At 68.8% G+C, this 23,210-nt stretch carries 5 protein-coding genes; all 5 read right to left on the bottom strand.

Annotation, left to right across the window (positions count from 1 at the left end):
* Nucleotides 1-15: 15 nt before the first annotated feature.
* On the bottom strand, nt 16-2,166 hold the full coding sequence (locus FBZ87_RS18725) for a site-2 protease family protein (protein ID WP_145612092.1): 2,151 nt from the start codon (nt 2,164-2,166) through the stop codon (nt 16-18).
* Nucleotides 2,166-3,557: an efflux RND transporter periplasmic adaptor subunit gene (locus tag FBZ87_RS18720; protein WP_145612091.1), complete on the bottom strand. Its 1,392-nt coding sequence runs from the start codon at nt 3,555-3,557 to the stop codon at nt 2,166-2,168. The genes FBZ87_RS18725 and FBZ87_RS18720 overlap by 1 nt, the downstream gene beginning before the upstream one ends.
* A 10-nt stretch (nt 3,558-3,567) precedes the next feature.
* The gene (locus FBZ87_RS18715; protein WP_145612090.1) at nt 3,568-4,308 is read right to left on the bottom strand and encodes an efflux RND transporter periplasmic adaptor subunit; all 741 of its coding nucleotides are present in this window, start codon (nt 4,306-4,308) and stop codon (nt 3,568-3,570) included.
* 125 nt (nt 4,309-4,433) lie between these two features.
* Nucleotides 4,434-6,029 (bottom strand): TolC family protein, encoded by a 1,596-nt coding sequence (locus tag FBZ87_RS18710; RefSeq protein ID WP_088875721.1) that lies wholly within the window; start codon nt 6,027-6,029, stop codon nt 4,434-4,436.
* A 6-nt stretch (nt 6,030-6,035) separates the two neighbouring features.
* Nucleotides 6,036-23,168, bottom strand: a complete 17,133-nt coding sequence (locus tag FBZ87_RS18705; protein WP_145612089.1) for an autotransporter-associated beta strand repeat-containing protein — start codon at nt 23,166-23,168, stop codon at nt 6,036-6,038.
* Nucleotides 23,169-23,210: the final 42 nt, after the last annotated feature.

Here is a 23,210-nt window from a genome sequence, read left to right as displayed (position 1 = left end):
GTCGGCGGTTGGCGTTCAGAAGCTGCCTTCGCGCAGCAGGATGGCCACGGTGCGGCGCCACAGGCTGCCCAGCAGGCTTTCGCGCACGCCTTCCAGCGTCACGCGGCCCCGCTCCAGGGTGGCCGGGGTGGTGTCCTTGGCCGGGGCGATCAGCACGCGGTACAGCGATTCCTCAGGCACCAGCTGGTGCTGGCTGTCCTCGCGTGCCGCGATGTCGCCGCCATAGGTGCTGGCCAGATAGCGCCGGGTCAGTACGCGGGTGCTGGTGTCGTCGATATCCTGGATGTGGCCGTCCACGGCGCTGGTCACGGTCTGGTCGGGGCGAAAGCGGCCCTCGTCACCCACGGCCACGCGGTGCAGGTCGGCCTCGCGCACATAGGCCTCGATCATGGGATGCGCCGGGTCCAGCAGCAGGCCCAGCCGCTCCTTCGCCGGCAGCCATTCGCCGGGCGACAGCGGCTCCGTCACCTCGGCCATGATGCCGGCGAAGGGGGCGGTCACGGTCAGCTTGGCCTTTTCCGCCTCCAGCCCGCGCAATTCGGCCTGCGCGGTCTCCAGCTCCTGCGCCGCGATGCGCTGGCGTTTGGGGTCAACGGCGGCGCCGCCGCGATAGGCGGCTTCCCACTGCAGCGTCTGGATCTTCTGGCGCTGGCTGGCCAGCTTATAGTCCAGGTCGGGGGAGCTCAGGCGGAACAGCACTTGGCCCGCCGCCACGCTCTGGCCGGCCTTGACCAGCACGGCGTCCATCCGCCCTGGCTGGTCCAGGAAAATCTCCATCTCCTGCGCGGCGCGCAGGACAGCCGGCGCCGTCACCGTGCTGCGCCAGGGGATGACGGCAAGGGCCAGCAGGCCCAGCGCCACGGCCGCCGTGGTGGCGGAGCGGCGGTTCCAGGTCATGGTTCCCCGCCGCCGTATCCATTCCCGCACCTCGTTCAGGGGCGGGCGCAGGATGAACCACCACACCTCCACCAGGAACAGGATGATGCCCAGCACCTTGAAGAACAGGTGGTAGACCAGGGCCGCGATGCCGACGAACAGGGTGAAGCGGTAAATCCAGGTCGCCAAGGCCAACGCGATCAACAGAGTGCGGCGCCTGGCCGGCAGCTCCTCCGGCACCGGTTCCCCGAGATGGAACAGCCGCTCGCGCAGCCACCAGCGGCCCAGCGCGAAGGCGCGGTCATGCAGGTTGGGCACGTCCAGCAGGTCCGACAGCAGGAAATATCCGTCGAAGCGCATGAAGGGGCTGGTGTTGACCAGCACGGTCATGATCCAGCTGGTGGTGGCCAGCAGGAAGGCGGCGGCCTTCACCGGCCCTTCCGGCAGGAAGGACCAGGCCAGCGTGGCATAGGCGGCCAGCGTCAGTTCCGCACCCATGCCGGCCACGCCGATGGCCAGGCGCTGGCGCCGGTTGGGCAGCCGCCAGGCGTCGCTGACATCGGTGTAGAGCAGCGGGTACATGACCATGAAGGCGATGCCCATGGTCTGCACCCGGCAGCCATAGCGCTTGGCGGTCAGGGCGTGCCCCAGCTCATGCACCACCTTGGCCACGGCCAGGCCGACGGCGCCGGTGATGAGGCCGGAGGGGGAGAGGAAGCTGACGAAGGTGGTGCGGAACTGGTCCCACTGCCGGGTCACCAGGTAGATGCCCAATAAGGCGGCGGCCAGCGTCACCAGGAAGAAACCGCGGGTGAAGATCCAGGATACATAGGGTAGGGCCTGGGTCAGGAAACGGTCCGGCTTTACCAGCGGCACACGGAAGAACAGGTAGTTCTTCAGCAGCCACTGCCACAAGCCGGGCTTGCGCATCTCCGCCTGACGCATGAGGGTCGATACCGCCTGCGGCCCATGGCGCTGCAACAGGTTGTTCAGCGCCAGGAACTGCGAGACGGCCATGACATCGTCGGCGGTGACGCGCAGCGTGGTGTTGGATGCGACATCGGCGGCGATGGCCTGCGGCACCTCCAGATGCCATCGGCGCAGGATCTCGAACTCCAGCCAGCCCAGCCGATAGAAGCGTCCGGCCACTTGGTCATGCAGCGTCCAACTGGGCGACCCATCCGCCAGGGCCGGCCCGGCCAGCAGGGTCAGTTCCTCGCGCAAGGGGGCCAAGCGCATGGGCGGGGCGTCCACCGACGCGGGCACGGCGTCCGGAACCTCACCGCTCATCAGACACCCAGCCGCTGACGCAGCGCCGCCAACGGGCGGCGGAACAGATAATAGAACAGGGTGGTGCGCTGGCCATAGATCTTGGCTGTACCCTGCAGGCCGATGCGCACGGGGGATTGGCCATCGTTGAACCGCGCCTTCAGGCGATAAGCCGCGATGCCGTCCGTGCCCACCTCGGGCTGATAGGCCGCCAGCCGCACGGTGGCGTCCAGCGGATGCTGCGGGTCGATGTTCAGGAACAGCGACACAGGGTCGCCCGTGTCCATGGCGATGGCGTCGGCCACCGGCAGCTTGATCTCCAGCTCCACGTCCTTGGGCTCCGCCACCATCAGGATGCGCTCGCCCTGCGTGACCGGCCGTCCAATCCAGTCGTTGACGTCGGTGAACACGGCCAGGCCGGCGCGCGGCGCATGCACGACGATGCGCTTCAGCAGATCCTGGACGTAGGTGACCTCCGCCATGGCCTGGTCGCGCTTGCCCTGCAGCACCACCAACTGGCCCTTGGCCTTTTCATCGAACACGGCCTGCTGCGCGGTCTGGCGGTACTCCGCCTCCGCCGCTTCCAGGGTGGCCTGGGCCACGTCCAGGCGATTCTGCAGCCGCACCGGGTCCAGCTGGAACAGGGGCTGGTCCTCGGTCACCGGCTGGTTGGGCGTCACCAGGAACTTGTCGACCACGCCGTCGAATGGGGCCCGCACCACGGTCGGGGCCTGGGGGATGACCTCCGCCGGCGCCAGGGCCGACAGGCGCACAGGGAACAGCGACAGGGCCACCAAGCCCGCCGCGACATAGCCCAGGGTACGCAGCGACTTCAGCCGGGCGGCGTCGCGATGCCAGCGCCGCTGCTGCCGGACCAAGCCGCCCCAGGCATGGGCGTAGGCATCACCCAGATTTTCCAGCAGCACGCGCTCGCCATCCGTCCACGGCTCTTCCCGGGCCAGCAACAGTCCCCCCAGGGACCGCTCATCCGGTGCCGTCAGCGGCAGCCACAGGCCGTGGGCCGGCAGGTACTCCGGCCACTCCTCGGCCAGATCCGGGGCCAGATCGGCCGTGGTCAGTTCCTTGATCGCGGCGGAATCGCCATGGGCCACCAGAAGGCGGCAGGCGTAGCGGGCATAGGGGCTGTCGGCATCCACGGAGGACAAGCCCGATACGGCCAGCACCGCGCCGTCGCCCCGCTCCGTCCGCTGCCAGGCCAGCGCCTGGCGATAGCGCACCAGGCTGAAGGTGTCATTCACCATCAGGAAGCCCAGTTCCTGCTCGGTGCGGGTATGCCGCGCGCGCTTCTGCAACTGCAGCAGGGTAGTCAAGCCGAACAGCTGCCGGCCGGCCAGTTCGGCCGCATCCGGACGCTGGGGCGGTTCCTCCGGGGTGGGGGGCACGACGCGCATCACCCTGTCCTCAATTCGGAGCCGCGACGATGGCGCGGCCGCTCATGCCCGGCAGCAGCTCCGGGAATTTGCCGTCGATGATGGCGAAGACCCGGATGCTCTGCGAGACGGGATCGATGCGCGGCGACAGGCGGGCGACCTTGGCCGGGTACTTGCGGCCCGTTTCCTCAATGCCGATTTCCAGTGCGAAACCCGGCTTCAGCCACTTCAGCCACGACGACGGTACCAGCATTTCCGCCTCCAGTTCCGTCGGGTCCAGGATCTCAAGCAGTTTCTGCCCTTCCGCCACGGATTGGAAGCGTTTCACGTCCACCGGCCCCATGCGGCCGGCGAAGGGGGCGGTGACCACGCAATGCGACGCGACCTCGCGCGCCATCTGCTGTTCGGCTTCGGCCATGGCGTGCTCCGCCGCCGCCGTTTCCACTTCCAATACGCCGATGGAATTCAGCGTGTTCAGCTTGCTCTTGACCTCATAGGTCTTGCGGGTCGCAGTCTCCTGGGCGTTGGCCTTGGCCTGGCGCGCCCTCTGGATGCCGCAGTCGAAGGCCACCAGCTTTTGCCCCTCGCTGAAACTGTCGCCCTCTCGCAACGGCAGTTCCGAGATCTGGGCGGCGATTTGCGACGACAGCACCGTGCTGCGCTTGGGCACCAACTGGGCGCGGATCTCGGGCATGGTGTCGGCGCCGTGGGCCGTGACGGACAGGCCGAGAAGAAGCGCGGGCAGGATCAGGCTGAACCGGGGGCGGAACAAGGGGCGGACTCGCTGTTCGTTGCAAGGGGTTCGTTGCAAAGGCCGGCGTTGGACGGTCGCCGAAACAAGACGGGCCGGGAGGGAGGATCCCCGCCCGGCGCCGCTTTGGCTATGGCTCTCTGGAGTTACTGCGTCAAGGCCTTGCCGGGGTCGTCCAGTGTCGGCGTCTCGGCGGAGACCGACGCCTCGGCACCGAACATGCCGCTCTCGATACGGCGGTTCACCGTGGACACCGCGGCGGTCAGGGTCTTCAACGAATAGTCCGGCACGGCCTGGGGCAGCGGATCGATGCCGACCGAAACGTACAGTGACGCCAGCGCGTTCTGCATGTCGGCGTAGGCCCGGGCACGGGTCAGTTCCGCCACGATGCGCGACGCGGACGCGCGGACGCGGTCCACCTTGCCGGCGGCGCTGTTTTCCTGCTGCGCCAGTACCTGGTCGTAGATGCGGCCCTCGATGTTGTCCAGTTCGGACGCCTCCAGGTACTGGGTGCGGGCGCGGCCCAACTGCTGCCAGGCCACGTTCACTTGGGTCAGGACGGCCATGGAGAGGGCAAGGTTGCGCACCTCGGCCTGGTCGCGCTGCGTCTCCGCCAGGCCCATGAAGTCATTGCCGGCCAGCAGGTTCACCAGGCCCCAGGACAGGCGCAAGCCCCCCTCGGCCCATCGCTGGTTCACCAGGAAGGAGTTGCTGTCATAGTCCAGACCGCCCTGGATGGACAGGTTGGGGAACAGCTTCAGGAAGGCCTTGTGCACCTCGTCCGTGGCGATGCGGCGGTTGTACGCCTGCTCGCGCAATTCCGGGCGGTTGATCAGGGCCGTGTGTTCCAGCTCGGTGATGGCGGTTTTCATCTCCGGCAGGGCGGTCGGGTTGTCCGGCAACACCAGCTGGTAGGGCGTCCCCGGGGGCAGGCCCATCAAGGCCGCCAATTGGGTCTTGGCCAGCGCCAGGTCGGCCTGCAGGTTCTCCAGCTGGCGGATGATGTCGATGGTCGCCTTCTCATCCCGCAGCACGTCCAGCATGGGCTTCAGGCGCTGCTTCTCCACCTGCCGGGTGTCTTCCAGGGCCTGGCGGGCATCGGCCAGGATGGGGTTGATGCGGTCGCCGATCTTCTCAGCCGCCACGGCCTGCCAGTAGGCGGCGCGGACCTGCTGCACGATGCTGTTGACCGCTGAGCGGCGCTTCTCAGCCGTGGCCAGGGCCCGGTCGCCGTTCTGCCGGGCCTGGTAATAGCTGATGCCGAAGTCCAGGACGCTCCAGCTCAGCTGCAGGTCGGCGGTGCCGGAGCGGCGGTCGCTTGAGATCGAGGGTTCCAGCGACTGCTTGCCGGTCAGGATGGAGTAGGAGGACGAGGCCAGTTCGTTGCTGCGCGCCGTCAGCCCGCCGTCCACCACCAGCTTGGGCAGCAGGTCCCAGCGCGATACGTCGATCTGGCGGTTGGCGATGGCCTGGTCCATCAGCGCCAGCCGGTGGTCCAGGTTGTACTTGACCGCCCGGGCGATGGCCTCGTCCAGGGAGACGGCGACCGTCACCGGATCAATGCGGTCGCGGACGAGCTTCAGCGCCTCGGTGGCGCGGGTCTGGTTCTCATCCGACGTCAAGGGGCGGGGGGTGACGGAACACCCCGCCAGCAAGGCCACCAAGGCTCCGGCGACAATGGGCGTCGCCACAGTACGCGGGCGGGTGCGCCGCGCCGGCGCGGAATAAGGCAAGGACGTCATGTAGCCTCAGGCGGTCGTGGTGGTGGAAGCGTGGTGGGCGGGAAGGGCCGGGCCGTGCTGCGGGGCGGTGCCGCCGAACACGTCCAGCAAACTGGCGAGAAGGGACACGGTGTCGTCGACGATGCCGTGGTGCGGGACGCCAAAGGTGCCGGTACCGAAGCCGACGGCCTTCTGCGCCTGGGCGGCGGCCTGAAGCTGTGCCGTCAGCGACAGCTTGCCCGCCGGCACCTTGCCGGGGCCGTTGGCGATCTTGGCGGCCAGATCCTGGGCTGCCACGTCACGGCCGGTATAGGCCGCCAACTGCACCGGGTTGAGATCAGCGGGGACGGCGATCGCCGGGTCGTTGGCGGCATGCTGCTGCGGGGCGCGGTTCCCCGGACCCTGACCACCAGGCCCGCCGGTGCCGTTCTGCTGCTGGCCCACCGCCATGTTGAACTTGGCCTCGGCGACGTTGCCGTTGCTGTCGCGCGCCGTGACGGTGATGGCGACGTTGCCGTTTTCGCCCGCCGGCGGCTGGCCGCTGAAGGTGCCGTTGGCCGGGTTGAAGGTCAGCCACGCGGGCAGCGGTTCGCCATTGGCCTGCCGTGCTTCCAGCGTCACCTGCGGGTCGCTGCTCTGGAAGGTGCCCTGCGGCAGCTGGAAGGTCACTTGCTGGCCGGCGGTGACCACTTGGTTGCTGACCTGGTTGGCCAGGGTCAGCGTGGTGGTGCCGCCGGTGGCGGAGGTGATGGCGACCACGCCGGTGCCGGCGCTGATGGTGGCGGCGGAGGTGGTCGTCGTTCCGGTCGTCGCGGCCCCGGTGGTCGAGGTCGCCGTCGTGGTGGTCGTGGGCGCCGCACTGGCCGTCGTCGTGCCGGCAGCGGTTGTGCCGGTGGTGGTTGGGGTGGCGGTCGTTGAGCCAGTGGCCGTTGTGGTGGTCGTCGACCGGCTGGTGCTGGTCGACGTGCTGGTGTCGGTCGCCAACGCGGTGATGATGCTGGTGGTGGCGGTCGACGTTGTCGTCGTGCTGGTGCTTGTGCTGGTCGCGCTGGTGCTGATGACGCTGTTGCCGGTCAGGCCTGCGCTGGGGGTGCCGCTGACGCCGGCGTTGCCCGTGCCCACCGTTTGGGTCAGGGCCACGGTGGTCGTCGCGGTGCTGGTCGCGGCCACCGTGGGCGTCACGATCAAGGTGCTGGTCGACGTGGTTGTCGGTGCCGTCGCGGTCGTGGTTGTGGTCGTCGTGGTCGTCGTGGCTGGGGGCTGCGGCACCACCACGGGGTTGATGGTCACGCCGATGATGCCGCTGGCCGTCTTGGCGCCGCCCACCCGGGTCGTGCCGCCGTCGCTGACGGTCACGGTGATGATGTCGTTGCCGGTGGTGGCGGGGGTCAGGTTCAAGGTGGCCAGGGTGGCGTTCACGTCGGCCACGCTGCCGCGGACGGTGACCGTGCCGGTGCCATTGCCGGTCAGGGTAGCGGCGCCGGAGGCCGCCATGACCAGCTGCCCGTCGAAGCCGTCCTTCACCAGAACGCTGATGGTGCTACCGGTCAGGGTGTCGCTGACGCTGATGCCGGTGATGGCCTGGTTGCCGGTGGCGGACAGGTTCTGGGCGCCCGGCAAGGTCAGGACGGGCGTGTCGTTGCCGGTCAGGCTGATGGCCACCGTGCGCACGGCGGACTTCACGCCGCCGATGCGGCTGGTGCCGCCATCGCTGATGGCCACCGTGAGGGTGTCGGTGTCCGTGGCTGTGGCGGTGGTGGCGTAGGTCAAGCTGGCAAGGGTGGCGTTCACGTCGGCCACGCTGCCGGTGATGGAAACCACGCCGCTGCCGTTGCCCGACACCGTGGCGCCGCCGGAGGCGGTGACCGTGACGTTGCCCTTGCCGGCCAGCAGGGCCACCGTGACCGCGTTGCCCGACAGGGTGTCGCTGACGCTGACGCCGGTGATGGCATGGGCGTCGGTGTCGTTGTAGCTCTGCGCCCCCGGCACGGTCACCACGGGGGTGTCGTTGCCGGTCAGGCTGACCGCGATGGTCTGGACGGTGGACTTCGCCCCGCCGATGCGGGCGGTGCCGCCGTCGTTGGCGGTGACAGTGATGGTGTCGCTGCCCGTGGCCGTGGCGGTGGTGGCATAGGTCAGGCTGGCCAGGGTGGCGTTCACGTCGGCCAGGCTGCCCGTGATGGTCAGGCTGCCCGTGCCATTGCCGGCCAGGGTGGCGGCGCCCGACGCGGTCGCGGCGACGTTGCCCTGGGTGGCCGTGACCGTGGCCGTGACCGTGGTGCCGGTCAGGCTGTCGCTGATGGTGACGCCCGTGATGGCGTGGGCGTTGGTGTCGTTATAGCTCTGCGCCCCGGCCACGGTCAGGACCGGCGTGTCGTTGCCCGTCAGGTTGATGGTGATGGTCTGCACGGTGGACTTGGCGCCGCCGATGCGGTTGCTGCCGCCATCGCTCAGCGCCACGGTCAGGACGTCCGCGCCCGTGGTTGTGGCGGTCGTGGCGTAGCTCAGCGTGGCCAGGGTGGCATTCACGTCGGCCAGGCTGCCGGTGATGGAAACCACGCCGCTGCCGCTGCCCGACACCGTGGCACCGCCGGAGGCGGTGACGGAGATGTTGCCCTGGGTGGCGATCAGGGCGGCGGTAACGGTGCTGCCCTGCAGGCTGTCGCTGACGCTGACGCCGGTGATGGCGTGGACGTTGGTGTCGGTGTAGCTCTGCGCCCCAGCCACGGTCAGGACCGGCGTGTCATTGCCGGTCAGGTTGACCGCGATGGTCTGGACGGCGGACTTGGCCCCGCCGATGCGGGCGGTGCCGCCATCATTGACAGTGACGGTGATGGTGTCGCTGCCGGTGGCGGTGGCCGTGGTGGCGTAGGTCAGGGTGGCCAGGGTGGCGTTCACGTCGGCCAGGCTGCCGGTGATGGTGACGCTACCCGTGCCCCCGCCGGTGACACTGGCGGCGCCCGACGCGGTGAAGCTGAGGTTGCCGTGTAGATCAGCCACGGTGGCGGTGACCGTGCCACCCTGCAAGGTGTCGCTGATGCTGACGCCGGTGATGGCATGGGCGCTGGTGTCGTTGTAGCTCTGCGCTCCGGCCACGGTCAGGACCGGCGTGTCATTGCCGATCAGGCTGACCCCGATGGTCTGGGTGGCGGACTTGGCGCCGCCGATCAGGCTGCCGCCGCCGTCGTTGACGGTGACGGTGATGGTATCCGTTCCCGTGGCCGTCGCGGTGGTGGCGTAGGTCAGGGTGGCCAGGGTGGCGTTCACGTCGGCCAGGGTGCCGGTGATGGTGACGCTGCCCGTGCCGGTACCGGTGACGCTGGCGGACCCCGACGCGGTGAAGCCTAGGTTGCCGTGCAGGTCGGAAACGGTGGCGGTGATGGTGCCGCCGTAGGTGTCGGCGACGCTGACACCGGTGATGGCATGGGCGTTGGTATCGTTGTAGGCCTGCGCCCCCGCGACGGTCAGGACCGGCGTGTCGTTGGTGGCGATGGCCACGGCGATGGTGCCGCTGGTGGACTTCGCGCCGCCGATGCGGGCTGTGCCCCCATCGTTGACGGCGACGGTGATGGTGTCGCTGCCGGCGGTCGATAGAGTGGTGGCGTAGGTCAGAGTGGCCAGGGTGGCGTTCACGTCGGCCAGGCTGCCGGTGATGGTGACGCTACCCGTGCCCCCGCCGGTGACACTGGCGGCGCCCGACGCGGTGAAGCTGAGGTTGCCCTGCAGGTCGGACACGGTGGCCGTGACGGTGCCGCCCGGCAGCGCGTCGGTGATCGCCACACCGGTGATGGCGTGGTTGGCCTGGTCGACATAGCTCTGCCCGCCCGGCAGGGCCAGGGACGGCGTGTCGTTGCCGGTCAGGTTCACCGCGATGGTCTGCGTCTCGGACTTCGCACCGCCGATCAGGCTGCCGCCGCCGTCATTGACGGTGACGGTGATGGTATCCGTTCCCGTGGCCGTCGCGGTGGTGGCGTAGGTCAGGGTGGCCAGGGTGGCGTTCACGTCGGCCAGGCTGCCGCTGATGGTGACGCTGCCCGTGCCGCCGCCCGTGACGCTGGCGGACCCCGCAGCGGTGAAGCCCAGGTTGCCCTGCAGGTCGGACACGGTGGCCGTGACGGTGTTGCCCGCCAGGGCGTCGGTCACGCCCACGCCTGTAATAGCATGGCTGTTGGTGTCGGCGATGCTCTGCGTGCCGGCCACGCTGATGGTGGGGGCGGCGTTGCCGGTCAGGGTGACTGCGATGGTCTTGCTGTCCGACAGCGCACCGCCGGTGCCGGTGTTGCCGCCGTCATTGACACCGATGGTGATGGTATCGCTGTCGCTAGCGGTCACCGTGGTGGTGTAGGTCAGGCTGGCCAGGGTGGCGTTCACATCGGCCAGGGTGCCGGTGATGGTGACGCTGCCCGTGCCGCTGCCGGTGACACTGGCGCTGCCCGAGGCGGTGACCGCCAGGTTGCCCTTGCCGGCGCCCAGGGTCACGGTCTCGGTGCCGGTACCGGCGTCAGGGTCGGCCACGCTGACGCTCAGGCCGTGACCCAGGACGTCGGTGATGGTCTGGGCGCCCGCAACGGTCAGGGTGGGTGCGTCGTTGACGGCGGTGACGTTGACCGTGCTGGTGACGGCGGCCGACGGGGCGATGCCGTCGTTCACCGACCAGGTGACGGTACGGCTGGTGCGGGTGCCGGCCAGGGTCGGGTCTTGGCTGGTGGAACTGAAGGTGATGCTGCGCAGGGCCGCCTGGTAATTGGCCAGGGTGTCGCTGCCTGTCAGGGTCAGCACGCCGGTGCTGGCGTTGTAGCTGCCGGTGATGTTGGCGGTGTTGACGAAGGTCAGCACGTCGCCGGCCACCACGCTGCCGATGGTCACCGTGGCGCTGGTCAGGGTGCTGGTGGCGCTGTCGGCGACTGTGAGGGTGGTGTCGATGGCGCCGGCGGTGCCGGCCTCGATATAGGTGACGGAGCCGCCAGCCGTCATCACCGCGCCCTGCGCCGCGACACTGACCGTGCCGTTATTGGTGGAATAGGCGGTGGCGCCGCCGTTGGTGGTGGTGTCGGCCGTCTGGCGCGTGCTGCCGCTGCTGGCGGTGCCGCTGGTTTCGTCCCAGCCCTTGAAGGTCAGCGTGGCGGTTTCCGCGGTGCTGCCATTGGGCACATAGCGCAGCTGGGCGCTGCTGTTCAGCAGCAGGCCGCTGCTGGTGGAAACGGTGCCGACGCTGAACCAGTTCGTGCCATCGGTGGAATACTGCCAGGTGCCGGCACCGGAGAGCCCAGTGATGGCGACGCCCGAGACGCCGTGGCCGTCCACGTCGGCGTAGCCGGTGTCGCCCAGGATGCTGGACACGGTGACGGCGGTGCTGGTCGTGTTGATGGGCGTGGCCGGGATGATGGAGGTGGCGCTGCTGGATAGGGTGGGCGCGTCGTTGACCGGGGTGATGGTGACGGTGGTGCTGGCGGTCAGCGTGGTGGTGTCCGCGCCGCCGTTGGCGGTGCCGCCATTATCCTGAACGCTGGTCAGGGTGACGGTGCGGCCGCTGCCGGCCGTCGGATCGTCGCTGGTGTTCTGGTAGGCCAGGCCGTTGACCAGGGTCTGGGCGGCGCCGGCGGAGAAGTCGCCGGCCTTGGTGATGGTGACGTTGGCGGTGCCGCTGGTAACACTAACGCTGACGGAATAACCATTGGCCGTGGTGGTGGCGCTGTTGCCGTTGGTCAGCGCCACGCTCTGGCCGTCGATGTTCAGGGTTTCCGAGGCGCCATCGGCCAAGCCACCCACCGTCAGGGTGATGGCGTGGACACTCTGGCTCGCCTCACTGGTGCTGACGGTTGTGCCGCTGAACAGCGCGACGGCGTTGGCGCCCTCGACATAGGTGGGGCTGGTCGCCGGGGTGGTGGTCAGGGTCGGCGCCTGGTTGACCGGGTGCAGCGTGACGGTGGTGCTGGCGGTCAGGGTGGTGGTGTCGTGGCCACTGTTGGCCGTGCCGCCGTTGTCCTGGATGGCGGTCAGGGTGATGGTGCGGCCGCTGCCGGCCGTCGGGTCGCTGCTGGTGTCCTTGTAGGTCAGGCCGTCGACCAGGGTCTGGGTGGCGGCTGCCGTGGCGCCGCCCGACTTGGTGATGGTGACGGTGGCGGTGCCGGAGGTCACCGAGACCGCGACGCCATAACCGTTGGCGGTGGTGGTGACGCTGGTGCCGTCGACCAGGGTGACGTCCTGGCCATCAATGGATAGGACCTCTGACGTGCCGTCGGCCAGGCCGCCGACGGTCAGGGTTAGGCCACTGATCTTCTGGCCGGCCTCGATCGCGCTGATGGTCGTGCCGCTGAACAGGCTCACGTCGCTGCCGCCCTCGGTGAAGACTGGGCTGGTTGCGGGCGTGGTGCTGAACGTCGGCGCGTCGTTGACGGCGGTGATGTTGACCGTGCTGGTGACGCCGGCGGAGGGGGCGATGCCGTCGTTCACCGACCAGGTGACGGTACGGCTGGTGCGGGTGCCGCCCAGGGTCGGGTCCTGGCTGGTGGAGCTGAAGGTGATGCTGCGCAGGGCCGCCTGGTAGTTGGCCAGCGTGTCGCTGCCGGTCAGGGTCAGCACGCCGGTGCTGGCGTTGTAGCTGCCGGTGATGTTGGCGGTGTTGACGAAGGTCAGTACGTCGCCCGCTACCACGCTGCCGATGGTCACCGTGGCGCTGGTCAGGGTGCTGGTGGCGCCGTCGGCGACCGTGAGGGTGGTGTCGATGGCGCCGGCGGTGCCGGCTTCGACGTAGGTGACGGAGCCGCCGGCCGTCATCACAGCGCCCTGCGTCTCGACGCTCAGCGTGCCGTTGTTGGCCGAGTAGGCGGTGGCGCCGCCGTTGGTGGTGGTGTCGGCCGTCTGGCGCGTGCTGCCGCTGCTGGCGGTGCCGCTGGTTTCGTCCCAGCCCTTGAAGGTCAGCGTGGCGGTTTCCGCGGTGCTGCCATTGGGGACATAACGCAGCTGGGCGGTGCTGTTCAGCAGCAGGCCGCTGCTGGTGGAAACGGTGCCGACGCCGAACCAGTTCGTGCCGTCCGTGGTGTACTGCCAGGTGCCGGCGCCGGAGAGCCCGGTGATGGCGATGCCCGAGACGCCATGGCCGTCCACATCGGCGTAGCCGGCGTCGCCCAGGATGCTGGACACGGTGACGGCGTTGCTGGTGGTGTTGATGGGCGTGGCCGGGATGGTGGAGGTGGCGCCGCTGCTGGACAGGGTCGGGCTGTTGTTGACCGGGATGATGGTGACGGTGGTGCTGGCGGTCAGGGTGGTGGTGTCCGCGCCGCCGTTGGCGGTGCCGCCATTATCCTGAACACTGGTGAGGGTGACGGTGCGGCCGCTGCCGGCCGTCGGATCGTCGCTGGTGTTCTGGTAGGTGAGGCCGTTGACCAGGGTCTGGGCAGCGCTGGCGGAGAAGTCACCGGCCTTGGTGATGGTGACGGTGGCGGTGCCGCTGGTCACACTGACGCTGACGGCATAGCCGTTGGCGCTGGTGGTCACGCTGGTGCCATTGGTCAGGATCACGGCGGTGCCGTCGACGGTCAGCACCTCCGACGTGCTATCGGCCAGGCCGCCGACGGTCAGCGTCAGCGCGTGGATGCTCTGGCCGGCCTCCACCGTGCTGACGGTGGTACCGCTGAACAGGGATACCGCACTGCCGCCCTCGGTGAAGCCGGGGGCGCTGGCCGGGGTTGTGGTCAGGGTCGGGGCGGCGTTGAGGACGCTGGCCACGATATCGTTGCCGGTGCCGCCGCTGTTGGTGATCAGCGCTTTGCCGCCGCTGAGGTCCGCGCGCCCGCCGCTGTCCAGGTTGTCGAAGGCGGTGGCGTCGGTGGTGCCGCTGCCGGTGTTGTTGACGATGGTGAAGCTGTCGCCCAGCGCCACCGTGTAGCCGCCGACGGCGCTCAGCGTCAGGGTGCCGGCATTGCCCGACCCGTCGTTCAGCACGACGTTGCCGCCGACGCTCAGGACGTCGTTGTTGCCGGATGTGCCGGCGATCTGGATTTGCAGGGCGCCGCCCAGGTTCACGTTGCCCGTAACGGTCAGGGTGCCGATGCCGTTGTTCACGCCCTCGACGCCGGGGGCCAAGGTGCCGCCGCCATAGACCCGCAGGTTCCCGCCGACGGTGCCGGTGCCGGCCAGGGTGGCGCCGTCCTGGACGTTGACGTCGCCGCCAACCGAACCGGTCAGCGCCAGGGTGCCCGCCTGCACATAGGTGGTTTCGGTATATCCACTGCCGTCGCCCGACAGGGTTACGGTACCGGTTCCACCTTTGAACAGGCTGCCGAAACCATTGACGGCACCTGACAGGGTCAGGCTGTTGTCCGTGTTGAGGGTGCCATTGTTGACGGAGATGTTAAGATTCTGGCTCAGGCTGACGCTGGCCCCGGTGACAGTGAGTGTGCCACCGTTCAGCGTCAGGGCGCTGCCGCCCAGGTTGGTGGCGGCGGCGATGCGCAAGGTGGCATCGCGCACCGTCGTATCGCCGGTGTAGGTGTTGGCGCCCGACAGCGTGAAGGTACCGCCGTCGTTCATCGTCAGGTCACCCGATCCACTGACCACGCCCGACAGGGTCAGGGCGTTGGCATCGCTGATCGTGCCGCCATTGCTGCCCAGGGCCAGTGCTTGGCTCAGGCTGACGCTGGTTCCGGTCACCGCCAGCGTGCCGCCATTCAACGTCAGGCTGCCGCTGCCCAGGTTGGTGGCGGCGGCGATGCTGAGGGTGCCGTCGATGATGGTGGTAGTGCCGGTGTAGGTGTTGGTGCCGCTGAGCGTCAGCGTGCCTACACCATTCAGGGTCAGGTTTTTGGAACCGGAAATGACGCCGGACAGGGTGGCGCTGTTGGTGGCGCTGATGGTGCCGTTGGCGCTGAGGACAATGGCGTTGGCGAGGGTGACGCTGCTGCCCGTCACCTCCAGCGCGCCACCGTTCAGGATGACGGCACCGTTGATAGTGGTGCTGCCCAGGTTGGCGGCGCTGGTGACGCTGAGGGTGCCGGCGGACACCATGGTGGCGCCCAGGGCGCCGGTGGAGCTGGTGTAGGTGTTGGTGCCGGACAGGGTCAGCTTGCCGGCGCCGACCTTGGTCAGGCTGATGACGTGGCTGAGGTTGCTGCTGACGCCGCCGGTGATGTTGCCGGACAGGGTCAGGGCGTTGGCGTTGCTGATGATGCCGCCGCTGGCGCCGAGCGTGATGTTCTTGGAGATGGTGACGTTGCTGCCGGTGACCAGCAGGCCGCCCACGCCGGTGTTGCCCATGTTCAGGGTCAGCGTGCCGGTGGTCAGGTTGGTCTGGTCGGTGATCGACAGCGTGCCGACCTGGATGTTCAGGTTGGTGGTCGCGGCGCTGTTGTTGGCGGTCAGCACGATCGCGCCGTTGCCGAAGTTGTGGGTGAGGGTGAAGGCGCCGGCCAGCGTCCCGCCCAGGGTCAGGGTGGCGGTATCGCCGACGTAGATGCTGCTGGCGGCACTCAAGGTTACGTTGCCCGACAGCGTCGCGCTGCCGGAGGCCAGGTTGATGGCGCCGGAGCTGGACGTGCCGGCGCCGGCGATGGTCAGGGCATCGGCGATGGTGACGCCGTTGTCCACCTGCAGGGTGGCGCCGCTGGCCACGGTGGTGGCGCCGGTGCTGCTGCCCAGGGCGCCGCTGCTGGCGGCTTCCAGCGTGCCGGTGCTGATGGTGGTGGTTCCGGTGTAGGTGCTGGTGCCCGATAGGGTCAGGGTGCCGGTGCCGGTCTTGGTGATGCCGCCATTGATGCCGCCGTCCTGGAGGACGCCGGAGAAGGTGGTGCTGGTGTTGTCGCCGCCCATCGTCAGCGTTCCGCCGTTCAACGTCACCGTGCCGGCGCCGCTGAGCGAGCCCACGGTCTCATCACTGGCTTCCAGCTGCAGCGTCGCACCCGATGCGACGGTCACGGCGCTGCTGTCGCTGATGGCGCTGCCGCTGGACACCATGATCTCGCCGGCGCTGATGGTGGTGGCGCCGGTGTAGGTGTTGGTGCCTGACAGCTCCAGGGTGCCGGTGCCCGTCTTGGTCAGGCCGCCGGTGCCGGTGATGGCGCCGGAGAAGGTGGTGTTGGTGTTGTTGCCGCCCGCCGTCAGCGTGTTGAAGCTGCCGAGACTGACGGTGCCGGCACCGGCGAGCGAGCCGATGGTCTCGCTGGCGGCCAGGGCCAAGGTGGCGCCCGAGGCGACGGTCACGGCGCTGGTGTCGGCGACGGCGCTGCCGCCGCTGGCGGTGACCGTGCCAGCGCCGATGCTGATGGCACCGGTGTAGGTGTTGGTGCCCGACAGGGTGAGCCCATCCGAGGCGCCGGTGCCGGTGCTCAGCGTCAGGGTGCCGGTGCTGCCGGTGATGTTCCCGGACAGGGTGGCGGCGTTGCCGCTGGCCACCTGGATGGTGGAACTGGCGGTGACGGCGATGTTCTTGGCGATGCTGGCGGCGCCGTTGACCAGCAGGGTGCCCCCGGCCAGGGTGACGCTGCCGCTGCCCAGGCTGCCCGCGCCGGCGATGCTGAGGGTGCCGGAGGTGACGGTGGCGTTCGTATAGGTGTTGCTGGTGCCGCTCAGCACCACCGAGGCGTAGGTGCCGCCGGTGAGCTGTGAGGTGATGTTCAGGCTGCCGTTGCTGACCACGCCCGAGAAGGTCAGGTCCTTGCCGGCGCCCAGCTGGTCATTGATGCTGCGCGTGCCGCCGCCCAGATCGACGGTGCCGGTGAACGTCATGCCGAAGCTGCCGGCCAGCAACAGGTTGCCGTTGATCACCAGGTTGTTGGCCAGGGTGTAGGCGGCGGTGGTGCTGCGGATTTTGCCGCTGTTGAAGGTCAGCGTGCCGGTGCCGATGGCGTTGGCGGACGAGATGTCCAGGATGCCGCCGTCCACCGTGATGCCGCCGGAGAACGTGCTGTTGCCCGACAGCTTGATGGCGTTGCCGGCGGTGGTGCTCTTGGCGTCCAGCGCGCCGCTGCCGGTGATGGCGCCGCTCAGGGTGACGGAGCCGCTGGTGTAATCGATGGTGCCGCCGCCGGAATTGACCGTGATGGCGGTGGAACTGGAGAAGGCCGCCGTGGACAGCAATGTGCCGCCGTTGAAGATCAGCGACGAGGTGCTGCCCAGGCCGGCCACGGCCAATATGCCGGCCGAAATCGTCGTCGAGCCGGTGTAGGTGTTGCTGCCCGATAGGGTCAGCTTACCGGCACCTGTTTTGGTCAGGCCGCCCGTGCTGCTGATGACGCCCGACAGGGTCACGTCGTTGGCATTGCTGATGGTGCCGCCGCCGCTGCCCAGGGTGATGGCCTTGCTCACGGTCACGGCGGACCCCGTTACCGCCAATGCGCCGCCGTTCAGGGTCAGCGTGCCGGTGGTCAGGTTGGTCTGGTCGGTGATGGACAGGGTGCCCGTGGCGACGTTCAGGTTGGTGGCGCCGGTGCCGTTGCTGCCGCTCAGGACCAGGGTGCCGGTGCCGACATTCTTATAGAGCGTGAAGGCGCCGCCCAGGGTCCCGCTGAGGGTCAGCGTGCCCGTGCCGCTGACGTTGACCCGGGCGTCCGCCGTCAGGGTCACGTTGCCCGATACCGTGGCGCTGCCGGTCGAGGTGTTCAGGGTCAGCGAGCCGTTGCCGGCGGTGCTCACCGCGTCGGCGATGGTCACGCCATCATCGATCAGCAGAGTGCCGGCAGAGGCGATGGTGGTGCCGCCCGCGCTGGTGCCCAAGGCGCTGGAGGTGGCTGCCTCCAATTTGCCGGCGCTGATGGTGGTGGTGCCGGTGTAGGTGTTGGCGCCCGACAGAATGATCGTGCCGGCGCCCGCCGTGGTCAGGTTGCCGGTGCCGCTGATGACGCCCGACAGGGTCAGGGTGTTGGCGGTGCTGATGGTGCCGCCGCCGGTGCTCAGCAGGATGTTGCCGCTCAGCGTCACGGTGGTGCCGGTCAGCGTCAGCGTGCCGCCATCCAGCGTCAGGCCGCCGCTGCCCAGGTTGGTGCTGTCGGTGATGCTGAGGGTGCCGGCCGACACGGTGGTGTTGCCGGTGTAGGTGTTGGCGCCCGACAGGGTCAGGGTGCCGGCACCCGTCTTGGTCAGGTTGCCGGTGCCGCTGACGACGCCCGACAGGGTCAGGGCGTTGGCGTCGCTGACCGTGCCACCGCTGCTGCCCAGGGTCACGGCGTTGGTCAGGGTGACGCTGGTTCCGGTCACCGCCAGCGTGCCGCCGTTCAGGGTCAGCGCGGCGGTGCTGAGGTTGGTATTGTCGGTGATGCTGAGCGTGCCGGCGGTCACCGAGGTGGTGCCGGTGTAGGTGTTGGTGCCGGAGAGGGTGAGGGTGCCGGCACCAGCCGAGGTCAGGTTCTTGGAACCCGAGATGACGCCGGACAGGGTGGCGCTGTTGGTGGCGCTGATGGTGCCGTTGGCGCTGAGGACGATGGCGTTGGCGAGGGTGACGGCGCTGCCGGTCACCTCCAGCGCGCCACCGTTCAGGATGACGGCACCGTTGATGGTGGTGCTGCCCAGGTTGGCGGCGCTGGTGACGCTGAGGGTGCCGGCGGACACCATGGTGGCGCCCAGGGCGCCGGTGGAGCTGGTGTAGGTGTTGGTGCCGGACAGGGTCAGCTTGCCGGCGCCGACCTTGGTCAGGCTGATGACGTGGCTGAGGTTGCTGCTGACGCCGCCGGTGATGTTGCCGGACAGGGTCAGGGCGTTGGCGTTGCTGATGATGCCGCCGCTGGCGCCGAGCGTGATGTTCTTGGAGATGGTGACGTTGCTGCCGGTGACCAGCAGGCCGCCCACGCCGGTGTTGCCCATGTTCAGGGTCAGCGTGCCGGTGGTCAGGTTGGTCTGGTCGGTGATCGACAGCGTGCCGACCTGGATGTTCAGGGCGGTGGCCGCGGCGCTGTTGTTGGCCGTCAGCACGATCGCGCCGTTGCCGAAGTTGTGGGTGAGGGTGAACGCGCCGGCCAGCGTCCCGCCCAGGGTCAGGGTGGCGGTGTCGCCGACGTAGATGCTGCTGGCCGCACTCAGGGTCACGTTGCCCGACAGCGTCGCGCTGCCGGAGGACAGGTTGATGGCGCCGGAGCTGGACGTGCCGGCGCCGGCGATGGTCAGGGCATCGGCGATGGTGACGCCGTTGTCCATCTGCAGGGTGGCACCGCTGGCCACGGTGGTGGCGCCGGTGCTGCTGCCCAGGGCGCCGCTGCTGGCGGCCTCCAGCGTGCCGGCGCTGATGGTGGTGGCACCGGTGTAGGTGTTGGTGCCCGACAGGGTCAGGGTGCCGGTGCCGGCCTTGGTGATGCCGCCGTTCAGGGAGGCGCCGTCCTGGATGACGCCGGAGAAGGTGGTGGAGGTGTTATCCCCGCCCAATGTCAGCGAACCGCCGTTGAGCGTCACCGTGCCGGCGCCGCTGAGCGAGCCGACGGTTTCATTGCTGGCCTGCAGCACCAGGGTGGCGCTGGATGCCACCGACACGGCGCTGCTGTCGCTGATGGCGCTGCCGTTGGACACCATGATCTCGCCGGCGCTGATGGTGGTGGCGCCGGTGTAGGTGTTGGTGCCTGACAGCTCCAGGGTGCCGGTGCCCGTCTTGGTCAGGCCGCCGGTGCCGGTGATGGCGCCGGAGAAGGTGGTGTCGTCGGTGCTGGCCTCGTTCACCGTCAGTGTGTTGGTGCCGAGCGTCACGGTGCCGGCGCCGGCCAGCGAGCCGATGGTCTCGCTGGCGGCCAGGGCCAGGGTGGCGCCCGAAGCCACGGTGACGGCGCTGGTGTCGGCGACGGCGCTGCCGCCGCTCAGCGTGACAGTGCCGGCCGAGACCGTCATGGCGCCGGCGAAGGTGTTGGTGCCGGACAGGGTCAGGCCGCTGCCGCCAGTGGTGCCGGTGGTCAGCGTCAGCGTCTTGCCGGCGGTGCCGGTGATGTTCCCGGACAGGGTGGCGGCGTTGCCGCTGGCCACCTGGACGGTGGAACTGGCGCTGACAAGAATGTTGTTGGTGATGCTGGCGGCGCCGTTGACCAGCAGGGTGCCGCCGGCCAGGGTGACGCTGCCGCTGCCCAGGCTGCCCGCGCCGGCGATGCTGAGGGTGCCGGAGGTGACGGTGACGTTGGTGTAGGTGTTGCTGGTGCCGCTCAGGACCAGCGAGGCGTAGGTGCTGCCGTTGAGCTGTGAGGCGACGTTCAGGCTGCCGTTGCTGACCACGCCGGTGAAGGTCAGGTTGTTGCCGGCGCCCAACTGGTCATTGATCGTGCGGGTGCCGCCGGCCAGGTCCACCGTGCCGGTGAACGTCATGCCGAAGCTGCCGGCCAGCAGCACGTTGCCGTTGATCACCAGGTTGTTGGCCAGGGTGTAGGCGGCGGTGGTGCTGCGGATCTTGCCGCTGTTGAAGGTCAGCGTGCCGGTGCCGATGGCGTTGGTGCTGGAGATGTCGAGGATGCCGCCATCCACCGTGACGCCGCCGGAGAACGTGCTGTTGCCCGAGAGCTTGATGGCGTTGCCGCTGGTGGAGCTTTTGGCGTCCAGCGCGCCGCTGCCGGTGATGGCGCCGCTCAGGGTGACGGAGCCGCTGGTGTAATCGATGGTGCCGCCGCCGGAATTGATCGTGATGCCGATGGAGCTGGTGATTGCCGCCGTGGACTTCAGCGTGCCGCCGTCCAGGGTCAGCGAGGCCGTGGAACCCACGGCGCCCAGCGCCAGCGTGCCGCCCGATACCGTGGTGGCGCCGGTGTAGGTATTGGTGCCGGACAGGGTCGCCGTGCCCGCCCCGGTCTTGGTCAGGGTGCTGCCGGTGCCGGAAACCCCGGCGGAAATGGTCAGCGTGTCGCCGCTGCCCACCGACAGGGTGCCGGCGCCGCCCAGGGCCAGGCCGCCGCTGGTGGCGGCGATGGTCAGGCTGCCTGCCGTGGTGGGCGCGTACTTCAGCGTGTCGCCGGCACCCAGCGTGACACCGCTGGCCAGCGTGATGGTCCCGGTGACGCTGTCGCCGATGACGATGGTGTCCGCCCCCGTCTGGGTGACGGACCGGGCCAGCGCCTCGCGCAGGCTGAAGCCGTCGGCGGCGGCACCGCTGCTCTGGTCTGCGGTGGTGGTGACGTAGATGGTGGAACTGGTCACCGTCAGGTCGGCGTTGGTGGTGTTGCCGTTGCCGTCGTTCACGGCGAAGCGGATGGTGGCGTCGCCAAAGGGGGTGGCGTTGCTGTACTGGACGGCATGGATCAACGCCGCCACGTCCGCGCTGGTGGCGCTGGCGGTCAGGTTGACGGTCAGCACGCCGCCGGTGTTGGTGAAGGTCAGCGCATGGCCATTGACCGTGACCGTGCCGCCGCTGGCGCTCACGCTGTTGTCGAAACTGAAGACGTCGTTGGCCGTGGCGTCGGCGGATCCGGACGTCACGCGCTGTACCACCAGGCTGCCGCCGGCCCAGCCGGCCGTGTCGTTCTCTGTGTCGCTGACCGAGGCGGCGGTGCCGGAATCGAGGTGGACGGCGGTGCTGGCATCCACCCAGGCGACCGTGTCGCCGGCAAGGTTGGTGATGACTGGGGCGGCGTTGGCCCCCGTGACCGTGATGCCGGCCGTGTCGGTGGCGGAGGAGAAGGCGGTGGTGCCGCCGTTGGTGGCGGTCGTCACCTTGCTGCCGGCCGTGCCGCTGGTCTGGTCCCAGGCGCGGAAGGTGATGGTGGCGGTGCCGGTGTAGCTGCTGCTGGGCGCGAAATAGAGGCGGGTGTTGGCGTCCGCCTTCAGCAGCAGGGCGCTGGTGTTGCTGACCGTGGCGACACTGGTCCAGGTGGTGCCGCCGTTTGTGGTGTAATACCAGGTGCCATGGGTGGTGTCGGTGGCGGTGATGGCCAGGCCCGTCAGGGCGCCGCTATCGGGGTCGGTGACGTTGCTGATGCCAGTGCCGATGCCCACCAAGGCCGACACCAGGGTGCCAACGGACCCTGTGGGGGTGCTGGCCACGGTGTTGACTTCCGAGGTCAGGACCGGCGACTTGCTGGCGTCCAAGGTGGGCGCGGTATTGGCCGGAACACAGAAAGGGCTCGTAGCCTGGAAAGTGGCGAGCGTCTCCGCATACGCAAATTTGCCATTATGGCTTATGGGATTGTTTGGATACGTCAATGATGCGTAGACGTATCCCGTGGCGCTTGGGTCATAGTATGCAACAAGGGTGCCTGTGGAAATGGAACTACCGTGGGCGTCGGTTGACACACTCACGCTGTAAAGCCTGGTGGTTCCGAAATACGATGCTGTCGTACAGCCCAGGCAATGGTCCAAACCCTCCATACCGGCGACGGTGAACGGCAGCACGGTATCGATGGCTTTACCGGTGGTGTATTCCAAAACCCAGTCGCCGCCCAGCGCCGCCGGGCCGGTGCGGTCGGTGGAGGCTGCGACATCGATGTCGTTGCCCAGGTAACGGGCGAAGTCGTTGACGAATTGCTTGCCCTTGTCGGTCTCGGCGACGGAGCAGCCCAGCAGTAGGAAGTCGCCGCCCGTTTTCAGCGAGGCGCCGATAGCCGCCAGGTCGGTGGCACGGCCGGCAAGGTCGCCATCTGTAAGTACATGGTTACCGCCCAGAATGAGGCCGCCGTCGCCGCCTTCGGTCACCAGGACGACGGTGTCCAAGTTTTTGTAGGCCGACAGCGCCTCGGCGATGCCATGAACGGTGCGCTGGCCTTCCCCCAGCAGGATGACGGGCACGGATGGGTCCATGCCGGCGATCAAGGTCTGATAATCCGCCACGCTGGTGTCGACGATGACCACCTCGTGCACGCTGGACGTGGCCGTCGTGGTGGGGATGACGGCGGTGGCGGTGCTGGTGTTGGCGACCTTGGTGGTGTCGGTCGTGGCTGTTTTGGCCGCGTCCGAAGTCTTGGCCGTATCCGTGGCCGCCGTCTGGCTGGGGGCGGACGTGCCGCTGGCCGTCGCCTTGGCGCTGCTGTCGGCGGTGCCGGTGTCGGTCGCCGTCGCGGCGGCGGCCTTGGCGGCCGCGTCCAGCAGGGCGGCGCTGGCGGCCGCGTCCGCGTGCGTGTCCACCGTCGCCGTCGCCGCCGTCTTGGTCACCGTCGCGGCGGTCGCGGCGGCGGCGGCGTCGAACATCATGCGGGGTTCAAGGGCCAGTCGCAGGGCGCGCGGGGCGTTCTTGCGATCCTGGGTCTTCTTGACCGGGGGGCGTGAACCGTCGGGCATGGCGTACACTCACCAATTGGAATAGGCGGCCGCGGGGGACCT

Origin of the sequence: Nitrospirillum amazonense, assembly GCF_007828035.1 — a bacterium.
Taxonomy (GTDB): domain Bacteria; phylum Pseudomonadota; class Alphaproteobacteria; order Azospirillales; family Azospirillaceae; genus Nitrospirillum; species Nitrospirillum amazonense.
The sequence above is the reverse complement of the archived record's forward strand: the minus strand, read 5'-3'. Positions and strand labels throughout refer to the sequence as shown.